Here is a 19334-nt window from a genome sequence, read left to right on the forward strand (position 1 = left end):
TTGCAAGCAACTTATCGTGTAGTGCTTGTGCACAGTACCCGAGGCAGGAAAAAACACTGATGCCTTGGCGGGAGCCGTCATCGGATGATGAGAAAGGATGCCGGGCCGTACCCAGTTTGGCGGCTCGAAAGCTGGAATCGGCAAAGTCCGTGCGTCTAGCGACCATACCTATGTTGAAATAGGCCGCACAGAATGGAAAGATAGCGGTTCACTCGGCGTGGCTGGCATTTGTTCAGCCACCTTCCGTTAACCAGCCCGATCGCCTCAAAAAGATAATAGACCGGGCTGATAATTGCCAAAGGAAGCTGATTTGGATCAGGTGACGGTGTGAGCGCGGAATCGCCATGGCAATATGGACGCGGACGACAAGGGCACTCCATCGTGCGCCGCGTGACGCTTGGGTTCGTTGTGGCGTGGGTTGTGTCGGTGGCGGTTCTTGCGCGCTGGATGTCTCAGGAGATCGAGACATCGCGGCTCGACAGCCTGACTGCCAGCGCTGAATACGAGTCCAGAATTACCGCGCGCGTCATGGGCCGGTTGTTCACTGAGATGGTAAGCGTGGCCAATATGGTTGCGCGCCAGGGCCAAGTGATCGAACTGGCTATTCGATACCGCACGGATCCTCCCGGCGTGGCCGAGCTGACCCGAGAGCAGCGAGCCGCCGTGTTTACGCGCGATCCGCTGGTGCGCAGAGTGGGGGACTTCATGAATGCGCTGGCTGGCGATCTGCAATACGCGCGCATTTACATGAACAATATGTCGGACGATACGGTGACCGCGAGCAACTGGGCGGAACCGGACAGCATTGTCGGCATGATTTATGCGGGCCGGGCTTATCTTGCCGATGCATTACGCGACGGCACCGGGAGTTATTTCGGTATTGCGCGACTGAACAAGAGTCCATCCTACTTCGTCGCGAGCCGTATCGAGGATACGAATGACGTGCCGCAGGGCTCGGTGACCGTAAAGTTCGACGCGCCCGACGTAGCGCTTTACCTGGCTGGCAGGCATATTGCGCTGATCGTGAATCGCCAGGGCCGGGTAACCACGGCTTCGTCCGCGCCATTCATGCTGCGTAACGTTGCCGCGCTATTGCCCCCTGGTTTGGTATTGCCTTCCGACGGCGATGAAGATCTGGGCGAACCCTTGGAGATAAAGGCAATTGCCGGTACGCGCCATGCAGACCAGTGGCTCATTGACGGCAGGCCGTACCTGGCGCGGTTTCAGCCATTGCCGAATACCCAATACCAATTGATTACGCTGGCATCGCTCGATTATTTGGCGCCCATGCGTAAACAGCACATATGGGCGGCAGTGGCGGTGGCAGTGCTCGGCCTGACCCTGATTCTTCTTTTTGGCCGAGTGGTCGGGCAAATGGTGAGACGACGCCAAGATGAACGGCATGCCGCCAACCATGACGCGCTGACCGGCTTGCCGAACCGGCGGGCCGTCATGGCCGAACTGGAGCGGTATTTCTCTTTGGCAAAACGGACGCAGCAATCCGTGCTGGTGGCATTTATCGATCTGGATGGATTCAAGACGATCAACGACACTTATGGCCACGACATCGGCGACAAATTCCTGGTCGAGGTAGGTCGACGCCTGTCGGCAGGTCTGCTCGCGGGAGACACCCTAGGTCGTTGGGGAGGCGATGAGTTCGTCGTGGTCGGATTGGGCGTGAGGCCGGGATCCGACACGGACAACATCGTTGAATCGATGCGGATGCGGCTCGCCCCGCTGCTCAGCGGCACCTATACCTTCGAGGGATGCAGTTTCCACTATACAGGCGCCAGCTTTGGCATCGTGAGCGCGGATCCATCGGTCAGCGTTCTACAAGCCGTACTCAAGGAAGCAGACCAATTGATGTACGCGGACAAACAGGCGCGGCGCGAGATGCAGATGGCAAGCGCCCTGTCGGCCTGAGCGCGTGGCCCTATTTTTGCAGGCCAGTAGCGCCGCAATGCTCTGGTCACGGAACGGGCCGGATTCGCGAATGCGTCGCGACCTATTGCGGCGCCATTTAACAGCGCAATCTGGTTGATACCGTGCCAGCTGTATTCAAAGTCCGCTCTTGGGCGCATTGAGAATAAGCCGCAAGCCTAGCGCCGCAATCACGCTCGCCGCGGTCCGGTCTATCCATTTCTTCGCCCGCAAATAGATCTCGCGGGGGCCCTTGGTGGAAAAACAGAGCGCCACGATCGCATACCAACCGAATTCGATCAGAAATACCAGGGGCGGCAGCGTGAAATAGGTCCATGCCGGCGGATGCTGGGGTAGCAGGGCGGCGAAGATGCTGCCATACCAGATGGCCGTCTTGGGGTTGCTCAACTGGGTCGTGAGACCGATCCAGAAGGAACGGCGTCCATTGCGCGAAGCCGGCGCGCCGCTGCCGGGCATGGCAAAAGGCTGCCTGGCATTGCGCCAGATACCGACAGCCACGTAAAGCAGATAGGCGCCGCCGGCGATTTTCAGCGCGACGTACAGCCATTCCACGCTTTGCAGTACCGAATACAAACCCGCCAGCGCCAGGCCGGCGAACAGCATGCCGCCCACACCCATGCCGAAGGCCGAGGCCAAGCCGTCCCACCGGGACTGGCCGATGGCCTTGCGCGCGACGATGATGAAACTGGGCCCCGGCAGCATGGCTCCGAGCCACAGCGCACCGAGGATAGCGAGTATGGATGCAAAGGGAGTCATGGTTGTTGGGGGCGGGGCCATGGAAGGCTTTGATTCTTCCATGAAAAACTGGCCCTGCAAAGGACGGTGAATCGCCCGCCGGCGGCAGGCGTTTCGCGCAGTTCCGGTCTCAACCGCCCGCCAGCGCCAGCGGCGCGGCGCGCCTTGGAGCGGCCACATTTGGGGCGGACTGGGTTTCCGGTTGTCGTTCATCCTGCAGGCGGAATACGCCCACGGCTTGCAGCAGTTCGGCCGCCTGCGTTTGCAAGGCCGTCGACGCGCCCGCGGCTTGCGCTACCCGGGCCGCATTCTGGCGGGTCAATTCGTCCATCTGGGTCACCGCCTGGTTGACCTCGTCGATGTCCGTGGCCTGCGCCCGCCCCGCATCGCCGATCTGGCTGACGAGGCCGGCCACGCGTTCGATGCTGGCCACCACGTCGCGGATCACGTTGGCGGCATGGTCGGCCTGGCGGAAGCCGTCGTCGGTTTTTTCCAGCGAACCGTCGATCAGGCCGCGGATTTCGCGCGCGGCGCTGGCGCTGCGTTGCGCCAGCGCGCGGACCTCGGTGGCCACGACCGCGAAGCCGCGTCCGCTTTCGCCGGCCCGGGCCGCTTCCACCGCGGCGTTCAATGCAAGGATGTTGGTCTGGAAGGCGATGCTGTCGATCAAGCCGGTGATCTCGGAGATCTTTCTGGACTCCTGCTGGATTTCTCCCATCACGGCGGCGACGCCTGCCACCGCCGTGCTGCCTGTATCCACGATGCGCCGCGTTTCGTCAGCCAGTTCCTGGGCGCGCAGCGCGTTGGTGGCGTTGTCGTGGACGTTTGCGGCCAGGTCGCGCATCGATGTGACTGTCCGCTCCAGCGAATCGGCCTGAGTCCGGGTGCGCTCCTCCAGCTGTTGGTTGTCCTGCATGATGTCGCGCGTTGCGGCCGACAGGGCGGTGGCCGTGGTCCGGACGCCGCTCATGGTCCGGTGCACGGCGTCCATGGTGGCCTTGAAGCTGCGGCCCAGGCTGCTGTCCAGGTCCAGGCCGGCAAAGCGCAGGTCGAACACGCCGGCCTCGCGGCCGATGTGGGCGCTGAGCTGGGCCAGTTCCTCGGCCGCCACTGCGGCCCTTTCCATTTTCCAGGCCAGCCAGCCCAGGGCGGCAGCCTGCACCACGACATAGGCCGCATGTAGCAGAACCATGGGCAAGCTGGGCTCCGTGAAGCAAATCGTGCCGTAGCCCCATTGCTGCAGGAAATTGAAGGAGAGGTGATGCAGCGCGATGACTACGGCCGCGCACAGGATGGTGCGCCAGTCTCGATAAGCCAGCAGCAGTGAGAGCAGAACGAAGATGCCGAAATGGATTTCGGCCATGCCGGACATCAGATGGATATGGAGCGCGGCCAGCACCATCAGGCCACAGGCCACGGTCAGGCGGGTGCTCAGCCGGCCAGGCCGCCAGAGGATCAGCAGCGAGGGTATGCCTGCGCCGGCCAGGCCGACGCCGATGGCGGCGCCCCATCGTCCGTATTGAGGAGCCATGCACAGCCCGACCGCAAACAGCAGCCAGAGCAGAGGTAGCATCGCCCGGTCGGTCCGGCGGTACGAGTCTTCCAGCAAATCGCTTGCGTTGCGCATGGCATTTCCTTGCGACGGAAGCGCGGAACCCCGCGCACGCTCGATTTTTATTCAATAATTCCAATTTGTGAATATATATTCCAAATTATTCTTTCCTGTTGCTGCGACGCTACCAGGCGGTCCGTCCGGTAGCTGTGGACCTGGAAATGGGTGCTTGGCGCGGCGCGTTTGAAGCGACTGGAAAACCTGGGATATCCTGCTGCCCATCATGATGAGAGTACTGTGGCTCTGCCTGGGTTGCCTGATGCTGGCGTTGGGTGTGATTGGCGCGTTTCTGCCCGTCATGCCGACGACCATATTCCTGATCCTGGCGGTGGCCTGTTTTTCGCGCTCTTCGCCGCGGCTGGAAAAATGGCTGCTGGATAGTCCGACCTACGGTCCCGCGCTGCGTGCCTGGCGGGACCAGGGGGCCGTGTCGCGCAAGGGCAAGACCTATGCCTGCCTGGGCATGGCCGTCGGCTACGTGCTGTTCTGGTGGGGCGCGCACCCGTCGTGGCTGCTGGCCGCGGCCGTTGCCGTGTTTTTCGTGGCCAGCGCCGCCTATGTCGTCACGCGCCCGGCGCCGCAGGAGCCGGGCGCTGGCGATGGCCAAGCCTCCCGATAGCTGTCGCCGTCAATGCGAATGCCGGGGATCGCCCCGTGTTTCCACGACCTTCAGGTACAAGGTGGCGGGTTCCAGGCAGCCGCCGGTTGAAAGCTGGCCGACCAGCTGCCGGTACAGCTCCTGCCAGGGCGTCTGCGATTCGGGTGCCTGGTAAGGAGGCTCCAGCTTGCGGCGTTCCATTTCGGTTTGGTCCACCAGGGCGATGACCGAGCGCTGGTTCAGGTCGACGCGGATGCGGTCGCCCGTGCGTAGCAGCGCCAAGCCGCCGCCCACCGCCGCCTCCGGCGACATGTTCAAGATGGACGGGCTGGCCGAGGTTCCGCTCTGGCGGCCGTCGCCCAGGCAGGGCAGCGAGTCTATGCCGCGCTTGAGCAGGTGCGAGGGCGGCGCCATGTTGACCACCTCCGCGCTGCCCGGGTAGCCCACGGTGCCGGCGCCGCGGATCACCAGGATGCAATGCTCGTCGATGTTCAGGGTGGGGTCTTCGATGCGGGCATGGTAGTCCTCCGGACCTTCGAACACGATGGCGCGCGCCTCGAAGGCATTCTCCGATCCAGGCTCCGACAGATAGGCGCGGCGGAAGGCCTCGCCCACCACCGACATCTTGATGATCGCGCTGTCGAAGAAATTGCCCGACAGGACGATGAATCCCGCGCGGTGCTTGAGCGGCGCCTCGCAACTGCGGATGACGTCGGCGTTGTTGGTCTTGGCCGCGGCCGCGATCTCGCCGATGGTCTTGCCGGATACGGTGGCGCAGTCCGTGTGCAGGCGGCCGGCTGCCGCCAGTTCATGCAGCACGGCAGGGACGCCGCCCGCGCGGTGGAAGCCTTCGCCCAGATGTTCGCCCGCGGGCACGCAGTTGACCAGCAGCGGCACGTCTTCGCCCAAGCGCTGCCAGTCGTCCAGGCTCAGGTCGATGCCGGCATGGCGCGCCATGGCGATGAGGTGGGGCGGACAGTTGCTGGAGGCGCCTAGCGCCGAGGCCACCACGATGGCGTTTTCGAAGGCCTCACGGGTCAGGATGTGCGACGGCCGCAAGTCCTCGCGCACCATGTCGCAGATGCGCAGGCCGGTGGCATAGGCCATCTGGCCGCGTTCGCGGTAGGGCGCGGGGATGCTGGCGCAGGTGGGCAGCGACATGCCCAGCGCCTCGGCCAGCGAGTTCATCGACAGCGCCGTGCCCATGGTGTTGCAGTGGCCGATGGATGGCGACGATGCCGTGGCCAGCGTCATGAAGCCTTCGTAGTCCAGCTTGCCCGCGGCCATCAGGTTGCGCGCATGCCAGATGACCGTGCCCGAGCCGACGCGTTGGCCGTCGTGCCAGCCGTCCAGCATCGGCCCGCCGGACAAGACGATGGCGGGGATATCGACGGTGGCCGCGGCCATGAGGCAGGCGGGCGTGGTCTTGTCGCAACCGGTGGTGAGCACCACGCCGTCCAGCGGATAGCCATGCAGGATCTCGACCAGGCCCAGGTAGGCCAGGTTGCGGTCCAGCGCGGCGGTGGGCCGCCGGCCTTGTTCGGCCAGCGGGTGCACGGGAAACTCCATGGGGATGCCGCCCGCATCGCGGATGCCGGCCTTGATGCGCTCGGCCAGCGCCAGGTGATGGCGGTTGCAGGGTGCCAAGTCGCTGCCTGTCTGGGCGATGCCGATGATCGGCCTACCCGATTGCAGTTCCTGGCGCGTCAGGCCGTAGTTGAGATAGCGTTCGACATAGATGGCCGTCATGTCGGCGTGCGCCGGGTCGTCGAACCATTTCTGGCTGCGCAGCTTGTGGGGAGTCTGTGACATGGGATTCTCGTTTACAGCGGTTGCGTGGCGGCCCGGCGCGCGTCCGGGCCGCGAAGGCTAGTTGCGGGCCTTCTGGATTTCGTCGTTGAGTTGCTTGACCAGGTCGGGGCCGAGCTCCTGCGTGTACTTGTCGACCACCGGCTGCACCTTCTGGCGCATGCGCGCGACCTCTTCGGGCGAGACCGTGTTGATCTTCATGCCGGCCTTCTCCAGCGTGGTCATGGCCTTCTGGGAATCGGCCCGGCTGTCCTGGCGCTCAAAGTCGCGCGAGGCCGCGGCTGCCTGGCGGATGAGTTTTTGTTCTTCGGGCGACAGGGTGTCCCACCATTTCTTGGACGCCAGCACGACCCAGGGCGTGTAGACGTGCCGGGTGATGGTCAGGTAGGGCTGCACCTCGTAGAACTTGCTGCTCTGGATGGTGGTGATGGGGTTCTCCTGGCCGTCCACGGTGCGCGTCTCCAGCGCGGTGAATAACTCCGAGAACGGCATGGGCACGGCATTCGCGCCCAGCGTGTTGAAGACGCCTAGCGCGATCTGGTTCTGCATGACGCGCAGCTTGATGCCCTGCAGGTCTTCCGCGCGCGCGATGGGACGCTTGGAGTTGGTCATGTTGCGAAAGCCGTTTTCCCAGTAGACCAGGCCGATGATGCCCTTGGCTTCCAGCTTCTTCAGCATGTCCTGTCCCACGGGACCGTCCAGCACGGCGTCCGCTTCCTTTTCGCTATTGAAGAGGAAGGGCAGGTCGAATACGCCGAACTCCTTGACCATGCCGGCCAGCGGCGCGGTGGAGCCCACCATCATTTCCTGCACGCCGCCCACCAGCGCGCTTTGCATCTGTTCGTCCGAGCCCAGGTTGGCCGAGCCGAAGGTCTTCATCTTGAGCTTGCCGCCGCTGATCTTTTCCAGCTCCTGCGCCAGATGGCGCGCGGCGCGGCCCTGGACGCTTTCCTCGTTCAGGCCGTAGCCGAAACGGATCAGGCGCGGTTTGAGGTCGGCGGCGGACGCGACGCCAGCGACGGCGCAGGACAGCGCCGTCGCCAGGACGAGAATGCGGGTCTTGAAACGGTTCATCATGGTGCTCCTCCTTGGGGTTTTTCTAATGCATCCAGCGTGCGGGTACGGTGATCAGCTCGGGGAAGATCACCAGCAGGACCAGCAGCAGGGTGTAGGCGACGACGTAGCGCCACACGCCTCTGCAGATGGTTTCCATATTGATGCGGGCGACGCCGCAGACCACATTGAGGACGGTTCCCACCGGCGGCGTCAGCAGGCCGACGCAGCCCACCATGACGAACATCACGCCGAAGTAGACGGGGTCGATGCCAGCCTTGGTGACCACCGGCATCAGCACCGGCGCCAGGATCAGGATGGTGGGGGTCAGGTCCATCACCGTGCCTACCAGGGTCAGCAGCACCAGCAAGGCGAACATCAGCAGCTTGGGCTGGTCCAGGACCGGCTCAAGCAGCGCGATCAGGTCCTGCGGCATGTCGGCCAGGGTGATCATGTAGGACGAGACCATGGCGGCGGCCACCAGGAACATGACGATGGCGGTGGTGCTGGCGGCGTTGATGAAGAGCGGCCCCAGGTCGCGCACGCTGATTTCGCGGTAGACGAACAGGCTGACCAGCAGCGCGTAGACCGCGGCGACGACGGCCGCCTCGGTGGGCGTGAAGATGCCGCCGCGCAAGCCGCCGATGATGATGACCGGCAGCATCAGGGCCCACAGCGATTCGCGCAGCGCCTTCCAGCGCTTGCTCCAGGGCACGCGCGGCGAGGGCTTGATGCTGCCGTGCTTGCGCGCCACCCAGGTCCACACCGCGACCAGCGTCAGGCCCATCATCAGGCCCGGCGCGATGCCGGCGAAGAACAGCTTGGTGATCGACACATTGGTGGCGACGCCGAAAATGATGAATGAGATCGAGGGCGGGATGATGGGCGCGATGATGCCGCCGGCCGCGATCAGCCCGGAGGCCTGGCCCGCGTCGTAGCCTTTTTCGCGCAGCATGGGGATGAGCAGCGAGCCCAGCGCCGCCGCGTCGGCCACGGCGGAGCCGGATAGCGCCGCCAGCAGCACGCTGGCGAAGATGGCCACATAACCCAGGCCGCCCTGGATGTGGCCCACGAAGGTGCTGGCCAGATTCACGATGCGGCGCGAAATGCCGCCGGCGTTCATCAGTTCGCCGGCCAGCATGAACAGCGGCACCGCCATGAGCGTGAAGCTGTTGGCGCCCGACAGCATGTTCTGCGCCAGGATCTGGGTATCGAAAAAGTCCAGCTGAAACATCATGGCGATCGCACTGAGCAGCAGCGCGAAAGCGATAGGCATGCCCAGGGCGATCAGCCCCAGCAGCACGAGCAGGAAGACGGTCAGGATCATTGCGGGCGTCCGGGCGGGGGAAGGAAGTTGGGGGCGGAGCCGTCAGACCAGCGGGTCTTCGGGGCTGGATTCCGCCGGCAAGGGCCCGCCCGCAAGGACGCGCACCAGATCGATCAGTGTCAGGATGCCCATGGCGGCGGCCGCATACAGCGCCGCGGCATTGAACACCGCCAGCGACATGCCGGTGACGGGCAGCACGGTGTCCAGGCCGATGATGGTCTGCGTCCAGCTGCCTTCTGCCATCAGCCACAGCACCCACAGAATCAGCAACTGGCAGAACACATGCGAGACGCGGCGGGCGGCCGGGCCGAAACGTTCGACCAGCATGGAGACGCCGATGTGCTGGTGTGAGCGCAGCGCAATCACCGAGCCCAGGAAGATCATCCAGACGAACGCCAGCCGGGAGATCTCGTCGGACACATTGATGCCGGAGTTGAACAGGTAGCGCAGCGCGACGTTGCCGAACAGCAGCACCACCATGACGGCCAGACAGGCCACCATCAGCCAGGTCTGCAGCGCAAAGCACCAATCGGCGGCGCGGGCCAGCGGCGTACCGCCGGGCCGCCCCGGTGGGGAAGCTTGCATGCTTGTCTCCTATCCGTTTCCCGGAATTTTTTTAGGGTTATGCTGTGAGGAATGTTAGCGCTAACATTTTGCGTTTGGCAAGCCCCAGTTTTTTGCGTCAGACTACGCGCTCACCAACCCATGCCGAGGACCGATGTCCATCCGTAAACCCCGCAGTTCACGCGCCGGCCGCGTTACCATGCAGGAGGTCGCGCGCCGCGTGGGCGTCAGCGCGATCACGGTATCGCGCGCACTGCGCACGCCGGACAAGGTGGCGGAGGAATTGCGCCACCGCATCGCGCGGGTGTGCCAGGAACTGGGTTATGTGCCCAACCATGCTGCCAGCGCCTTGGCGTCGGCGCGCTCGCAGACCATCGTGGCGCTGATTCCGTCGCTGAGCAACGTGGTGTTCGTGGACATCATCGCGGGGATCAAGGAAGAGCTGGACCGTCACGGCTATCACATGCTGATCGGCGTGACCGGCTATTCGCCGGACGAGGAAGAAGCCCTGCTGCGCAAGTACCTGCAGCACGCCCCCGACGGCCTGATCCTGACGGGCGTCGATCACAATCCGGGCGTATGGGATTTGCTGGACACGCAGCGCATTCCGACCGTGCACACGATCGAGACGCTGGACGGCGGCGAACACATGAGCGTGGGGTTTTCGCAATTCGATTCCGGCTATGCCGCCGGCCGCCATCTGGTGGAACGGGGCTACCGCCGCATCGGCATCGTGGGCGCGCAGCTGGATCCGCGTTCGCTGCGCCGCTGCGAGGGCTGCCGCCAGGCCTTGCGGGATGCGGGCCTGTACGATCCGGCCCTGGAAATCATGACGCCCGAGAAATCATCCATCGGCCTGGGGGCGTCCCTGCTGGAGCAGTTGCGCGCGCGCCATCCCGATTGCGACGCGCTTTTCTTCTGCAATGACGATTTGGCCCAGGGCGCGGTGTTCCAGTGTGGACGCCTGGGCGTGCCGGTACCCGAGCGCATGGCCATCATCGGCTTCCACGACGTGGCCGGCACGGCCTGGACCACGCCGCCGCTGTCGACGATCGCCACGCCGCGCTACCAGATCGGCGTATCGGCAGCGGGTTTGCTGATGCGGCACTTGGCGGGCGAGCCCGTCGCAGAACGCCATGTGGACCTGGGCTTCAGGCTGGTGCAGCGCGAAACCAGCTGAAGACGAGGTTCAGGTCCGGCGCAGCGCCAGGGACAGGTCCGAGGCGATGATCAGCGTCAGGCGTGCTTGAGTTCGATTTCGACGAACACGAATTCGGTGTCGCTGGGATTGATGACGTTGTGCTCCACGCCCACGGGCCGGTAATAGGCCACGCCTGTGGTGAGCTGGCTGGCGATCTCGCCGTCAGGCGTTTCCAGCAGTAGCGGGCCGGTGGTCTGCGGCACCACCACGTAATTCATGCCGTGGCGGTGCCAACCTGTTTCGCCGCCGGGCGGGAAGCGCCATTCGGTGACGGTAACCATGTCATTGTCGATCTGCACGGTCGGTATGGCGGCGGGGCGTTGCATGGGGTGTCTCCTTGGTGGGTATGGATATTCTTGTGCGGTTCAGGCCGCTTGCGCCTTGGTCGGGTCCCAATGCTGGCCGGGGACCGCGGCGATCAGCTGCCGCGTGTAGGCGTGCTGCGGGTTGTCGAAGATCTGCGCGGGCGAACCGTACTCGACCACCTTGCCGCGATGCATGACCAGAACGGAATTGCAGATCTGGGCCGCTACGCGCAAATCGTGGGTGATAAAGACCAGCGCAATCTTCAGACGTTGCTGCAAGTCATGCAATAGCTGCAGCACCTGAGCCTGGACGGACACGTCCAGCGCCGACACCGATTCGTCGGCCACCAGCACCTTGGGCTCCAGCGCCAGCGCGCGCGCGATGCCGATGCGTTGGCGTTGGCCGCCCGAAAACTGGTTGGGGTAGCGGTCGAAGGCGGATGGGTCCAGCCCGACCAGCGACAGCAGTTCCCGCACCCGAGCCTCGGCCTGGGCCCGCGGCACGCCGTTTGCGACAGGGCCATCGCTGATGATGCGGCCCACGGTATGGCGCGGGTTGAGCGAGGCGAACGGATCCTGGAAGATCATCTGGATGTCGTGGCGCAGCGGCCGGAAGCGCGATTCCGGCATGGCGGCGATGTCCTGGCCGTTGAAGATCAGCTGGCCGCCATTGATGCCCACCAGCTTGAGCAGGCACTTGCCGATGGTGGACTTGCCGGAGCCCGACTCGCCCACGATGCCCAGGGTTTCGCCGCGCCGCACGCTGAAGCTGACGCCGTTCACGGCATGAACCTCGCGCTTGCCGCCCAGCCAGCCGCGCCCCACCACGTAGGTCTTCTTCAAGTCCCGCACGTCCAGCACGGGCGGGTCGTCCGAGGCGGCCGGGCGCTCTTCGCCGCGGCGGTGCGGCACGGCCGCGATCAGGCGCTGCGTGTAGGGGTGGCGGGGGCGGTTCAGCACCTCTTCGGCCGGCCCCTGTTCCACCAGAATGCCTTTTTCCATGACGGCGACCCGGTGCGCGATCTCGGCCACCACGCCGAAGTCATGCGTGACGAACATGACGCCCATGCCTTTCTCTTTCTGGATGCGGGCGATCAGCGCCAGGATCTGCGCCTGGGTGGTGACGTCCAGCGCGGTGGTGGGCTCATCGGCGATCAGGAGCGCGGGCTCGAGCGCCAGGGCCATGGCGATCATCACGCGCTGTCGCTGGCCGCCGGACAGGCGGAAAGGATAGACGTGGTAGAGCGTGGCGGGGTCGGGCAGGCCCACGAAAGCCAGCAGTTCCAGCGTGCGGGCCAGGCGCTGGGCGCCGGGATAGGCGTTGTGCACGCGCATGACTTCGCTGATCTGTTCGCCCACCGTCATCAGCGGATTCAGCGCCGACAGGGGCTCCTGGAAGATCATCGCCATGTCCTTGCCGCGCATAGCTTGCAGGGCGGCTTCGTCCTGCCGCAGCAGGTCCTGGCCGCGGAACAGGATGCGGCCCTGCTGCGGCGTCAGGTAATCGGGCAGGAGCCCCATGATGGCGTTGGCGCTCATGGACTTGCCCGAACCCGACTCTCCGACGATGCACAGGATTTCGCCGGCGCGGATGTCGTAGGACACGTCCTGCACGGCATAGGGGCGGTCGCCGCCCTTGGGCAGGGCGATGCTCAGGTTCTGGATGGACAGCAGCGGTGGGGATGCGTTCATGGCGTCCTCCTATTCGCCGCGCTTGCGCAGCTGCGGGTTGAGGGCGTCGTTCAAGCCTTCGCCGATCAGGTTGATGGCCAGCACGGTCAGCAGGATCGCCACGCCGGGCCAGACGCTCATCCACCAGGCCTCGCGGATCATGGTGCGCGCGGCGCCGATCATGAAGCCCCAGCTCATCAGGTTGCGGTCGCCCAATCCAAGGAACGACAGCGAGGATTCCGTCAGGATGGCGGTGGCGACCATGAAGGACGCCGACACGATGATGGGCGACATGGCATTGGGCAGGATCTGGGTGCCGACGATGCGGGCTGGCGTCTGTCCGATGACGATGGCGGCCTGCACGAACTCGCGCTGCTTGAGCGTCATGAACTCCGAACGCACCAGGCGCGCGGCCGGCGGCCAAGACACCACGGCAATGGCGCCCATGATGGAATAGACCGAGGGGCTCAGGATCGCCACCAGCACCACGGCCATGGCCAATTGCGGAATGGTCTGGAAGAACTCGGTGAAGCGCATCAGCGCATCGTCCACCCGGCCGCCGCAATAGCCCGCCACCGAGCCGACCACGATGCCGAAGACCAGCGCCACGGCGGTGGACAGGAGGCCGACCATCAGCGAAACCCGGGCGCCCCAGACCAGTCCGGCCGTGATGTCGCGGCCCAGCATGTCCGTGCCGAAGGGATAGTCGGCGTTGGTGAACGGCGGAATCAGGGGGTCGGCCACCATCATCCAGGGCGATTCTTCGTACAGCAGCGGCGCGGCCAGGGCCACCAGGACCACGATCAGCATGATGGCCAGTCCGGCCACCGCTCCGTAATTGCGCATGTAGCGCCGGGCAAAGGACTTCATGCGGCGGCTCCTTGCTGCGCGCCCGCGCCGATGCGCGGATCGATGAGTCGGTACAGCACGTCGGTCAGCAGGTTGAACACCACCACCATGATGGAGGTGACCAGGAAGATGCCCAGCAGCAGCTGGTAGTCGCGCTGCAGCAGCGCGTCGAACATCAGCCGGCCGATGCCGGGCCAGGCGAACACGGTTTCGGTCAGCACCGCGCCGCCCGCCATCTGCCCCAGCTGGATGCCGGCGAAGGTGATGACCGGCAGCAGCGCATTGCGCAGCACGTGGGCGCGGATCACGCGGCTGGGGCTCACCCCCTTGGCGCGCGCCGTCTTGACGAAATCCATGCCTATCACTTCCAGCATGGAGGCGCGCGTCAGCCGCACGTAGACCGCCATGAAGAAGCAGCCCAACGTCACGGTGGGCAGGATCAGGTGCTGGGCGATGTCGCCCGCGCGCGCCCAACCGCTCAGGTTCGCGCCCACGGTCTCCATGCCGAAGGCCGGCAGCCAGCCCAGCACCACAGAGAACAGCAGGATGCCCATCAGCGACAGCCAGAACAGCGGCGTGGCATACAGCACCAGGGCGCCCGTCATGACGGAACTATCGATCCAGCGGCGCTTGTTGCGGTAGCGGGCCTTGGCCGCCACCACGCCCAGGAAGACGCCCAGCACGATGGAGAACACGAATGCGCAGGACATCAGCAGGAAAGTGGCCGGCAGGCGCTCCAGGATCAGGTCCAGCACCGGCACATGGTTGCGGTACGAGAACCCCAGGTCCAGCTGCACCACGCCCTTCAGGTACAGCATCAGCTGGGTCAGGATGGGCTTGTCCAGGCCGAAGGCCACGCGCAGTTGTTCGACGTAGGCGGCATCGCCCGCGCCGGCCTGGCCCGCCAGCACGGCGGCGGGGTCGCCAGGGGCCAGGCGGATGAGGAAGAAATTGATGATCACCACGCCCAGCACGACCACCAGGGCCTTGCCGATGCGGGAAACGAGGAAAGACAGGAATTTCATGCTCGGGGTCCTCTCTGGTCGGGCGCGGCCTGCCTTGGGCAGCCGTTGTCCGGCCGGCATCCGCCGCCGCGGCAGGCCTGCCGCGGCGGCGTCCTGCGGCGCTTATTTCTCGATGTACACGTCGTCGAAGCTCTCGTTCAGGCCGATGGCGGTCTTGACCAGGTTCTTCACATTGCCGCGGTAGAGCGTGGGGAACTCCATGTCCACCAGGAAGCCGTTGGCAATCTCATTGACCAGCGTGGTCTGCAGCTTGGTGTAGATCTCCTGGCGCTTGGCGGGATCCACCTCGGATGCGGCGGTTTCCCACTGCTTGTCGGTCTCGGGATTGCTGTAGCCCTGCACATTGGCGAACGGCGATCCTTTGACGATGTTCGACGAGACATAGAGCCGCTGCACGCCCAGCGCGGGGTCGCCGTACTGGTAGGTGAAGGTGGTGGTCATGTCGAAGTCCCAGTTGCCCGTGCGGCTGGCCCAGCCGCCCGCGTCGGTGGCTTCCAGGTTGACCTTGAAGCCCAGCTGTTCCAGCGCCTGCTTGGTGTACTCGCCCAGGCGATCCCAGGTGGAACCGTAGGGGAAGCTCAGCTGGCGGATCGTGTAGTCCTCGGGCTTGATGCCGGATTCCTTGATCAGCGCGCGCGCCTTCTTCATGTCGAACGCCAGCGGCGGCATGTTCTTGTCGTAGAACATCTCGGTGGTGACGAAGGGGCTGGTGGAGACCTTGCCCAGGCCGAAGAAGATGTTGTTGACCACCATGTTGCGGTTGATCGCCGCCATCACCGCCTGACGCACCTTCAGGTTGTCGAAGGGCGGCTTGCGCATGTTGAAGATCAGGTAGGCCTGCGGCGAGAACATCTCCCAGCCTGCCGTGGTGTATTCGACCTTGGGCAGGGCGCGCAGGCGCTTGATGTCGACGTTGTCGACGTCGCCGCCGCGCAGCACGTCCACGCTGCCGCGCTCGAAGGCCACCGCGCGCGAGGCCGAATCGGGGATGACGTTGAACACCAGCTCATCCAGATAGGGCTTGCCCGGCTTCCAGTAGTCGGGGTTGCGGGTCAGCTTGATGTATTCGCCGCGCTTCCATTCCTTGAACATGAACGGGCCGGTGCCGACTGGCTTCTGGTTGGCCGGATTGGTCATGTAGTCGGTGCCCGCGTAAATGTGCTTGGGCATCATGGGTGCAAAGCCCGGCTCGAACATCAGCATGAAGGCGGGGAAGGGGGTCTTCAGTTTGATGACCACCGTTTTGGCGTCCGGTGCCTGCACCGATTCCACGAACTTGTTGAGGATCACGCGGGCGCGCGCATGGGTCTTGGGCAGCATGTCCGCCAGCGAGAACACCACGTCCTCGGACGTGAAGGGCTTGCCGTCGTGCCACTTGACGTTGTCCTGCAGGTGGAAGGTGTAGGTGAGGCCGTCGGCCGAGGCGTCCCACGATTTCGCCAGGCCGGGCTGCGGCTTCAATTCGGTGGAGTAGGTCAGCAGGCTCTCGTAGATCTTGCCAGCGACGAATTGCGTGGGGCCCTGCTGGTTGATGGCCGTGACGATCACCGGCGGTTCGGGCTGGACGATCATGTTCAGCGTGCCGCCCTTGGTCTGGGCCAGGGCCTGCGTGGCGGGCAGCGCGGCCGCGAGGACCAGTGCGCCGATGCTTAGGGAGAACCATTTTTTCGATTTCACTGCGAGCCTCCGGGCTGGAAAGGATCTGACAGGTGTCCGCGTCGCGGATGCCGTGCTCTGGCAAGCAAACCTCATGCCACCTGTGTTTTCAGGGGTACTACGGGTGGAGCCGCTACAACAATGCTTCGTATGGGTGCTCTTCAGCGTGCCGCGCACCATTGCGGCGCGCCGTTGTCGTCGCCAAAGTCCTCTCGCAGGCGTGCCAGGATGCCCAGCAGATGCGCATGCATGGCGTGCCGCGCGCGGATCGGGTCGCGCGCCTGAATGGCAATCAGGATGCGCTGGTGCTCGGCATGGGCGATCGCCCAGACCTTGGTGTCGACGAAGTAATCCTCCATGCGGCTGTACACCGGGCTGGTCTGCGTCAATTCCCACAAATGAGCCACCGAGGCCGCGACCGCGGCGTTGCCGCAAGCGGCGGCGATGGCGTTGTGGAATTCGCGGTCGTGGCGGCCGGGCGAATTGCCTAGCGACATACCCACGTGAGCATCGCGGATGGCTGCGATCTGGGCGGGCGACCCATGCTGCGCGGCCATGCCGGCGCATTCGGGTTCGATCAGCATGCGCGCTTCCAGCAGGTCGAAGGGGCCGATGCCGTCCTGTCCAGGCGCGGAGTAGCCGGCGGCGGGCGTGGCCGCTTCCCGGGCGGCGGTGACGAAGACTCCCGTACCTACGCGCACCTCGACATAGCCTTCGATTTCCAGTGCGATCAGGGCTTCGCGGATCGACGCGCGGCTGACTTGCAGCTGTTCGGCCAGTTCCCGCTCAGATGGCAGGCGCCCGCCGCGAGGGAATTCGCCGGCCCGGATCCGGCCGGCGATCTGGTCGGCGATGACGCGGTACAGGCGGGTGACGGCAGCGGCTTGGAAGGTGTTCATCGGCGCGTGAGGCGGGGACTTCGGCTCTAGTGGTCAGGCCACCAAATATAGGCATCTCATCCTTGAATAAGAAGGAGAATTTTCCATTTCAAGGGAAAACGATCACAGGGATTTCACCTCTTTATTTAGAGTGGTCAGGCCAGTTAGGAAGACCTTGCGCGCTTTACAGTTTCCCGACAAATCCCGAACAGAATCGCCTCTGTTGCGGGCAGGGGCCATCCCATACTCCGTCCCGCCCCATGAAGGGCATGAAGCAGCGCGCGGCGCCGGCAGCAAGGGAGAGGGAAGTGAAGGAAGTTGCGGAGCGGGCATCCGGGTCCGAGGGCTGGCGGATCGGCGCTGGCATGGCGGTGTTCGCGCTGGCATGGCTGACGCTGCTGGACCGGGCGGCCCTGGCGCCTCCCACCGACAACATCGAGCAGCTCACCTGGGTGCGCAGCCTGGAATGGGGTTACTACAAGCATCCGCCGTTGCCGACCTGGCTGCTGTGGCCCGCGGTGCGATTGCTGGGCTGGTCGGCCTGGACGAGCTACATCGTCGGCGCGCTCTGCACCCTGGGCGCCTTCGCGCTGCTGTGGCGCTGGCTGCGGGACATGCGTGGCAGCGGCTACGCGCGGGCGGCGTTGCTGGCGGGCCTGTGCGTCACCTTCTACAACGGCCGCCTGTATTTCTACAACCACGAGATCGTGTTGATCCCGCTGGCGGTGGGCTGCGCCGCCGCGTGCTGGAAGGCCTGGACCACGCGCCGGATCGGGTGGTGGATCGTGCTGGGCGCCTGCCTGGGCCTGGGAGCCTTGTCCAAGTACCAGAGCGCGGTGGCGGGCGCCGCCGTGCTGGTGTTCTGGTTGAGCCAGCGCGGCTGGCGCGACCCCATGCACCGCTTCGGCCTGCAGGTGGCGGCGCTGACGGCGTTGGCGGTCTTTGCCCCCCATCTGTGCTGGCTGGCCTACAACGATTTCGAGCCCCTGAATTACGCGATGGCCTCGTCGCTGGCCGCGGGTCTGCCTTGGAGCAGCCGCGCGGCGGAGGTGGCGCGATGGTGGGGCGACCAGTTGCTGAACCGCGCGATGCCGGCTTGGGTCCTGCTGGGTGTCTTGTGGTGGTTGTCACGCCGCGGCGCAGCCATGGCCAGCGTGGAAGCGGAGCCGCAACCGGGCGATGCGGGCCGCGCCATTCTGCTGTCGTTCGGCTTCACGCCGCTCGCCTTCGTCAGCGTCATGACGCTTGCCAGCGGCTCGCAGGTGCAATTGCACTGGGGCACGCCTTATCTGCTGTTCGTGGTGCCAGCGGCGATGGAACTGATGCGCGGCGGCGCTTGGGGGGCCGTGCGGCGGCGCGATGCCGTACTGGTCTTTGTGCTGGTCCAGGCGCTGTTGATGGCGCGGGTCGTGCTGACCTCGCCGGGCGGGGCAGGACTGGCGCGCAAGACGTCGGACTGGCGCTACTTCGATGCCCAGGCGCTGGCCGATGCCCTGCATGAACCCGCCAAGGTCGTGCTGGGCGGGCCGGTCAGGCTGATATCGGGGCCGCCCGACGAAGCAGGGGCGCTGGCGCTACGCCTGCCGGAGCAGCCTTTGGTGTTGATAGACGGGCAACTCCGTTTCAGTCCCTGGGTGCCGAAGGACATGGTGCAGGCATGCGGCGCGCTGGAACTGGAAGTGCAGGCGCCCGGTCCGGGATTCGTCGCCGTCGGACGGGACTTTCCTGGCCTGTACTGGCGCGCGACGCCGCCCACCGCGCCTTGCGGCATGGCGGCAGGCGCGCCGCCTGGCTAGGGCAGGCTACTGCGCCTCGCCGTCCGGCTCCGGCGTCTGCGTGAAGGCGCGCACCAGGCGCGCGATGCCGTCCAGCTCGTCTTGCGCTCCCACCACCCATTCCGCTTTCTCGAACGGGCTGTCCGAGGGTGTGCTGTCCATGCCCGCCTTCAGGTCATTGAGCAGTTCCAGCGCCATGTCGGTGGCCTGGGGGCTGCTGCGGGTCGAGAGGGCGATGGCGATCGCCAGCGCCTGGCGCATGGCGAGCAGGCGGCCGTCCAGTTCAGTGTCCATGGTGGTTTCCGTGTTGTGCATCTTTAACAAGGCCGCATTTT

17 protein-coding genes are annotated in these 19334 nt (G+C 65.0%); 4 read left to right on the forward strand and 13 right to left on the reverse strand.

Annotation, left to right across the window (positions count from 1 at the left end):
• Positions 1 to 327 precede the first annotated feature (327 nt).
• Positions 328 to 1923 (forward strand): sensor domain-containing diguanylate cyclase, encoded by a 1596-nt coding sequence (locus AC3WOB_RS30550; protein ID WP_492277126.1) that lies wholly within the window; start codon positions 328 to 330, stop codon positions 1921 to 1923.
• A gap of 135 nt (positions 1924 to 2058) precedes the next feature.
• Here the strand turns inward: AC3WOB_RS30550 and AC3WOB_RS30555 are convergent, their stop codons facing one another.
• Entirely contained in the window at positions 2059 to 2697 is a 639-nt protein-coding gene (locus AC3WOB_RS30555; RefSeq protein ID WP_492277150.1) for a LysE family translocator, read from the reverse strand.
• Between the two features lie 109 nt (positions 2698 to 2806).
• Entirely contained in the window at positions 2807 to 4303 is a 1497-nt protein-coding gene (locus tag AC3WOB_RS30560; RefSeq protein ID WP_492277127.1) for a methyl-accepting chemotaxis protein, read from the reverse strand.
• 208 nt (positions 4304 to 4511) lie between these two features.
• Here AC3WOB_RS30560 and AC3WOB_RS30565 point away from each other — a divergent pair, with 208 nt between their 5' ends.
• Positions 4512 to 4907 carry a YbaN family protein gene (locus AC3WOB_RS30565; RefSeq protein ID WP_013392894.1) on the forward strand — a complete coding sequence of 132 codons (396 nt, stop codon included), beginning with the start codon at positions 4512 to 4514 and terminating at the stop codon, positions 4905 to 4907.
• 9 nt (positions 4908 to 4916) lie between these two features.
• Here the strand turns inward: AC3WOB_RS30565 and AC3WOB_RS30570 are convergent, their stop codons facing one another.
• Genes AC3WOB_RS30570 through AC3WOB_RS30585 form a run of 4 tightly spaced genes read right to left on the reverse strand, consistent with a single transcriptional unit; the run spans position 4917 to position 9660 of the window.
• Positions 4917 to 6698 carry an IlvD/Edd family dehydratase gene (locus tag AC3WOB_RS30570; RefSeq protein WP_492277128.1) on the reverse strand — a complete coding sequence of 594 codons (1782 nt, stop codon included), beginning with the start codon at positions 6696 to 6698 and terminating at the stop codon, positions 4917 to 4919.
• Positions 6699 to 6755: 57 nt separating this feature from the next.
• Entirely contained in the window at positions 6756 to 7772 is a 1017-nt protein-coding gene (locus tag AC3WOB_RS30575; RefSeq protein ID WP_492277129.1) for a TRAP transporter substrate-binding protein, read from the reverse strand.
• 22 nt (positions 7773 to 7794) lie between these two features.
• Complete coding sequence (locus AC3WOB_RS30580; RefSeq protein WP_492277130.1) at positions 7795 to 9075, reverse strand: TRAP transporter large permease; 1281 nt, start codon at positions 9073 to 9075, stop codon at positions 7795 to 7797.
• 42 nt (positions 9076 to 9117) lie between these two features.
• Positions 9118 to 9660: a TRAP transporter small permease gene (locus tag AC3WOB_RS30585; protein ID WP_013392898.1), complete on the reverse strand. Its 543-nt coding sequence runs from the start codon at positions 9658 to 9660 to the stop codon at positions 9118 to 9120.
• Between the two features lie 133 nt (positions 9661 to 9793).
• Here AC3WOB_RS30585 and gntR point away from each other — a divergent pair, with 133 nt between their 5' ends.
• Entirely contained in the window at positions 9794 to 10819 is a 1026-nt protein-coding gene (gene gntR / locus AC3WOB_RS30590) for an HTH-type transcriptional regulator GntR (RefSeq protein WP_492277131.1), read from the forward strand.
• Between the two features lie 56 nt (positions 10820 to 10875).
• Here gntR and AC3WOB_RS30595 read toward each other — a convergent pair whose 3' ends face one another.
• The 6 genes from AC3WOB_RS30595 to AC3WOB_RS30620 form a co-directional block, all read right to left on the reverse strand.
• Positions 10876 to 11166, reverse strand: a complete 291-nt coding sequence (locus AC3WOB_RS30595; RefSeq protein ID WP_492277132.1) for a cupin domain-containing protein — start codon at positions 11164 to 11166, stop codon at positions 10876 to 10878.
• A 39-nt stretch (positions 11167 to 11205) separates the two neighbouring features.
• Complete coding sequence (locus AC3WOB_RS30600; RefSeq protein WP_492277133.1) at positions 11206 to 12837, reverse strand: ABC transporter ATP-binding protein; 1632 nt, start codon at positions 12835 to 12837, stop codon at positions 11206 to 11208.
• Between the two features lie 9 nt (positions 12838 to 12846).
• The gene (locus AC3WOB_RS30605) at positions 12847 to 13686 is read right to left on the reverse strand and encodes an ABC transporter permease (protein WP_013392902.1); all 840 of its coding nucleotides are present in this window, start codon (positions 13684 to 13686) and stop codon (positions 12847 to 12849) included.
• On the reverse strand, positions 13683 to 14690 hold the full coding sequence (locus AC3WOB_RS30610) for an ABC transporter permease (RefSeq protein WP_492277134.1): 1008 nt from the start codon (positions 14688 to 14690) through the stop codon (positions 13683 to 13685). Before AC3WOB_RS30610 ends, AC3WOB_RS30605 begins: the two co-directional genes overlap by 4 nt.
• A 102-nt stretch (positions 14691 to 14792) precedes the next feature.
• Positions 14793 to 16367 carry an ABC transporter substrate-binding protein gene (locus AC3WOB_RS30615; protein WP_492277135.1) on the reverse strand — a complete coding sequence of 525 codons (1575 nt, stop codon included), beginning with the start codon at positions 16365 to 16367 and terminating at the stop codon, positions 14793 to 14795.
• Positions 16368 to 16507: 140 nt separating this feature from the next.
• Positions 16508 to 17245, reverse strand: coding sequence for a FadR/GntR family transcriptional regulator (locus tag AC3WOB_RS30620; RefSeq protein WP_492277136.1), 738 nt, complete (start codon positions 17243 to 17245; stop codon positions 16508 to 16510).
• A gap of 287 nt (positions 17246 to 17532) precedes the next feature.
• Here AC3WOB_RS30620 and AC3WOB_RS30625 point away from each other — a divergent pair, with 287 nt between their 5' ends.
• Positions 17533 to 19020: a glycosyltransferase family 39 protein gene (locus AC3WOB_RS30625; protein ID WP_492277137.1), complete on the forward strand. Its 1488-nt coding sequence runs from the start codon at positions 17533 to 17535 to the stop codon at positions 19018 to 19020.
• Between the two features lie 6 nt (positions 19021 to 19026).
• Here the strand turns inward: AC3WOB_RS30625 and AC3WOB_RS30630 are convergent, their stop codons facing one another.
• Entirely contained in the window at positions 19027 to 19293 is a 267-nt protein-coding gene (locus AC3WOB_RS30630; protein WP_041653252.1) for a hypothetical protein, read from the reverse strand.
• Between the last annotated feature and the right edge of the window lie 41 nt (positions 19294 to 19334).

The sequence above is a fragment of the Achromobacter sp. FW305-C-30-7 genome, from assembly GCF_058783105.1.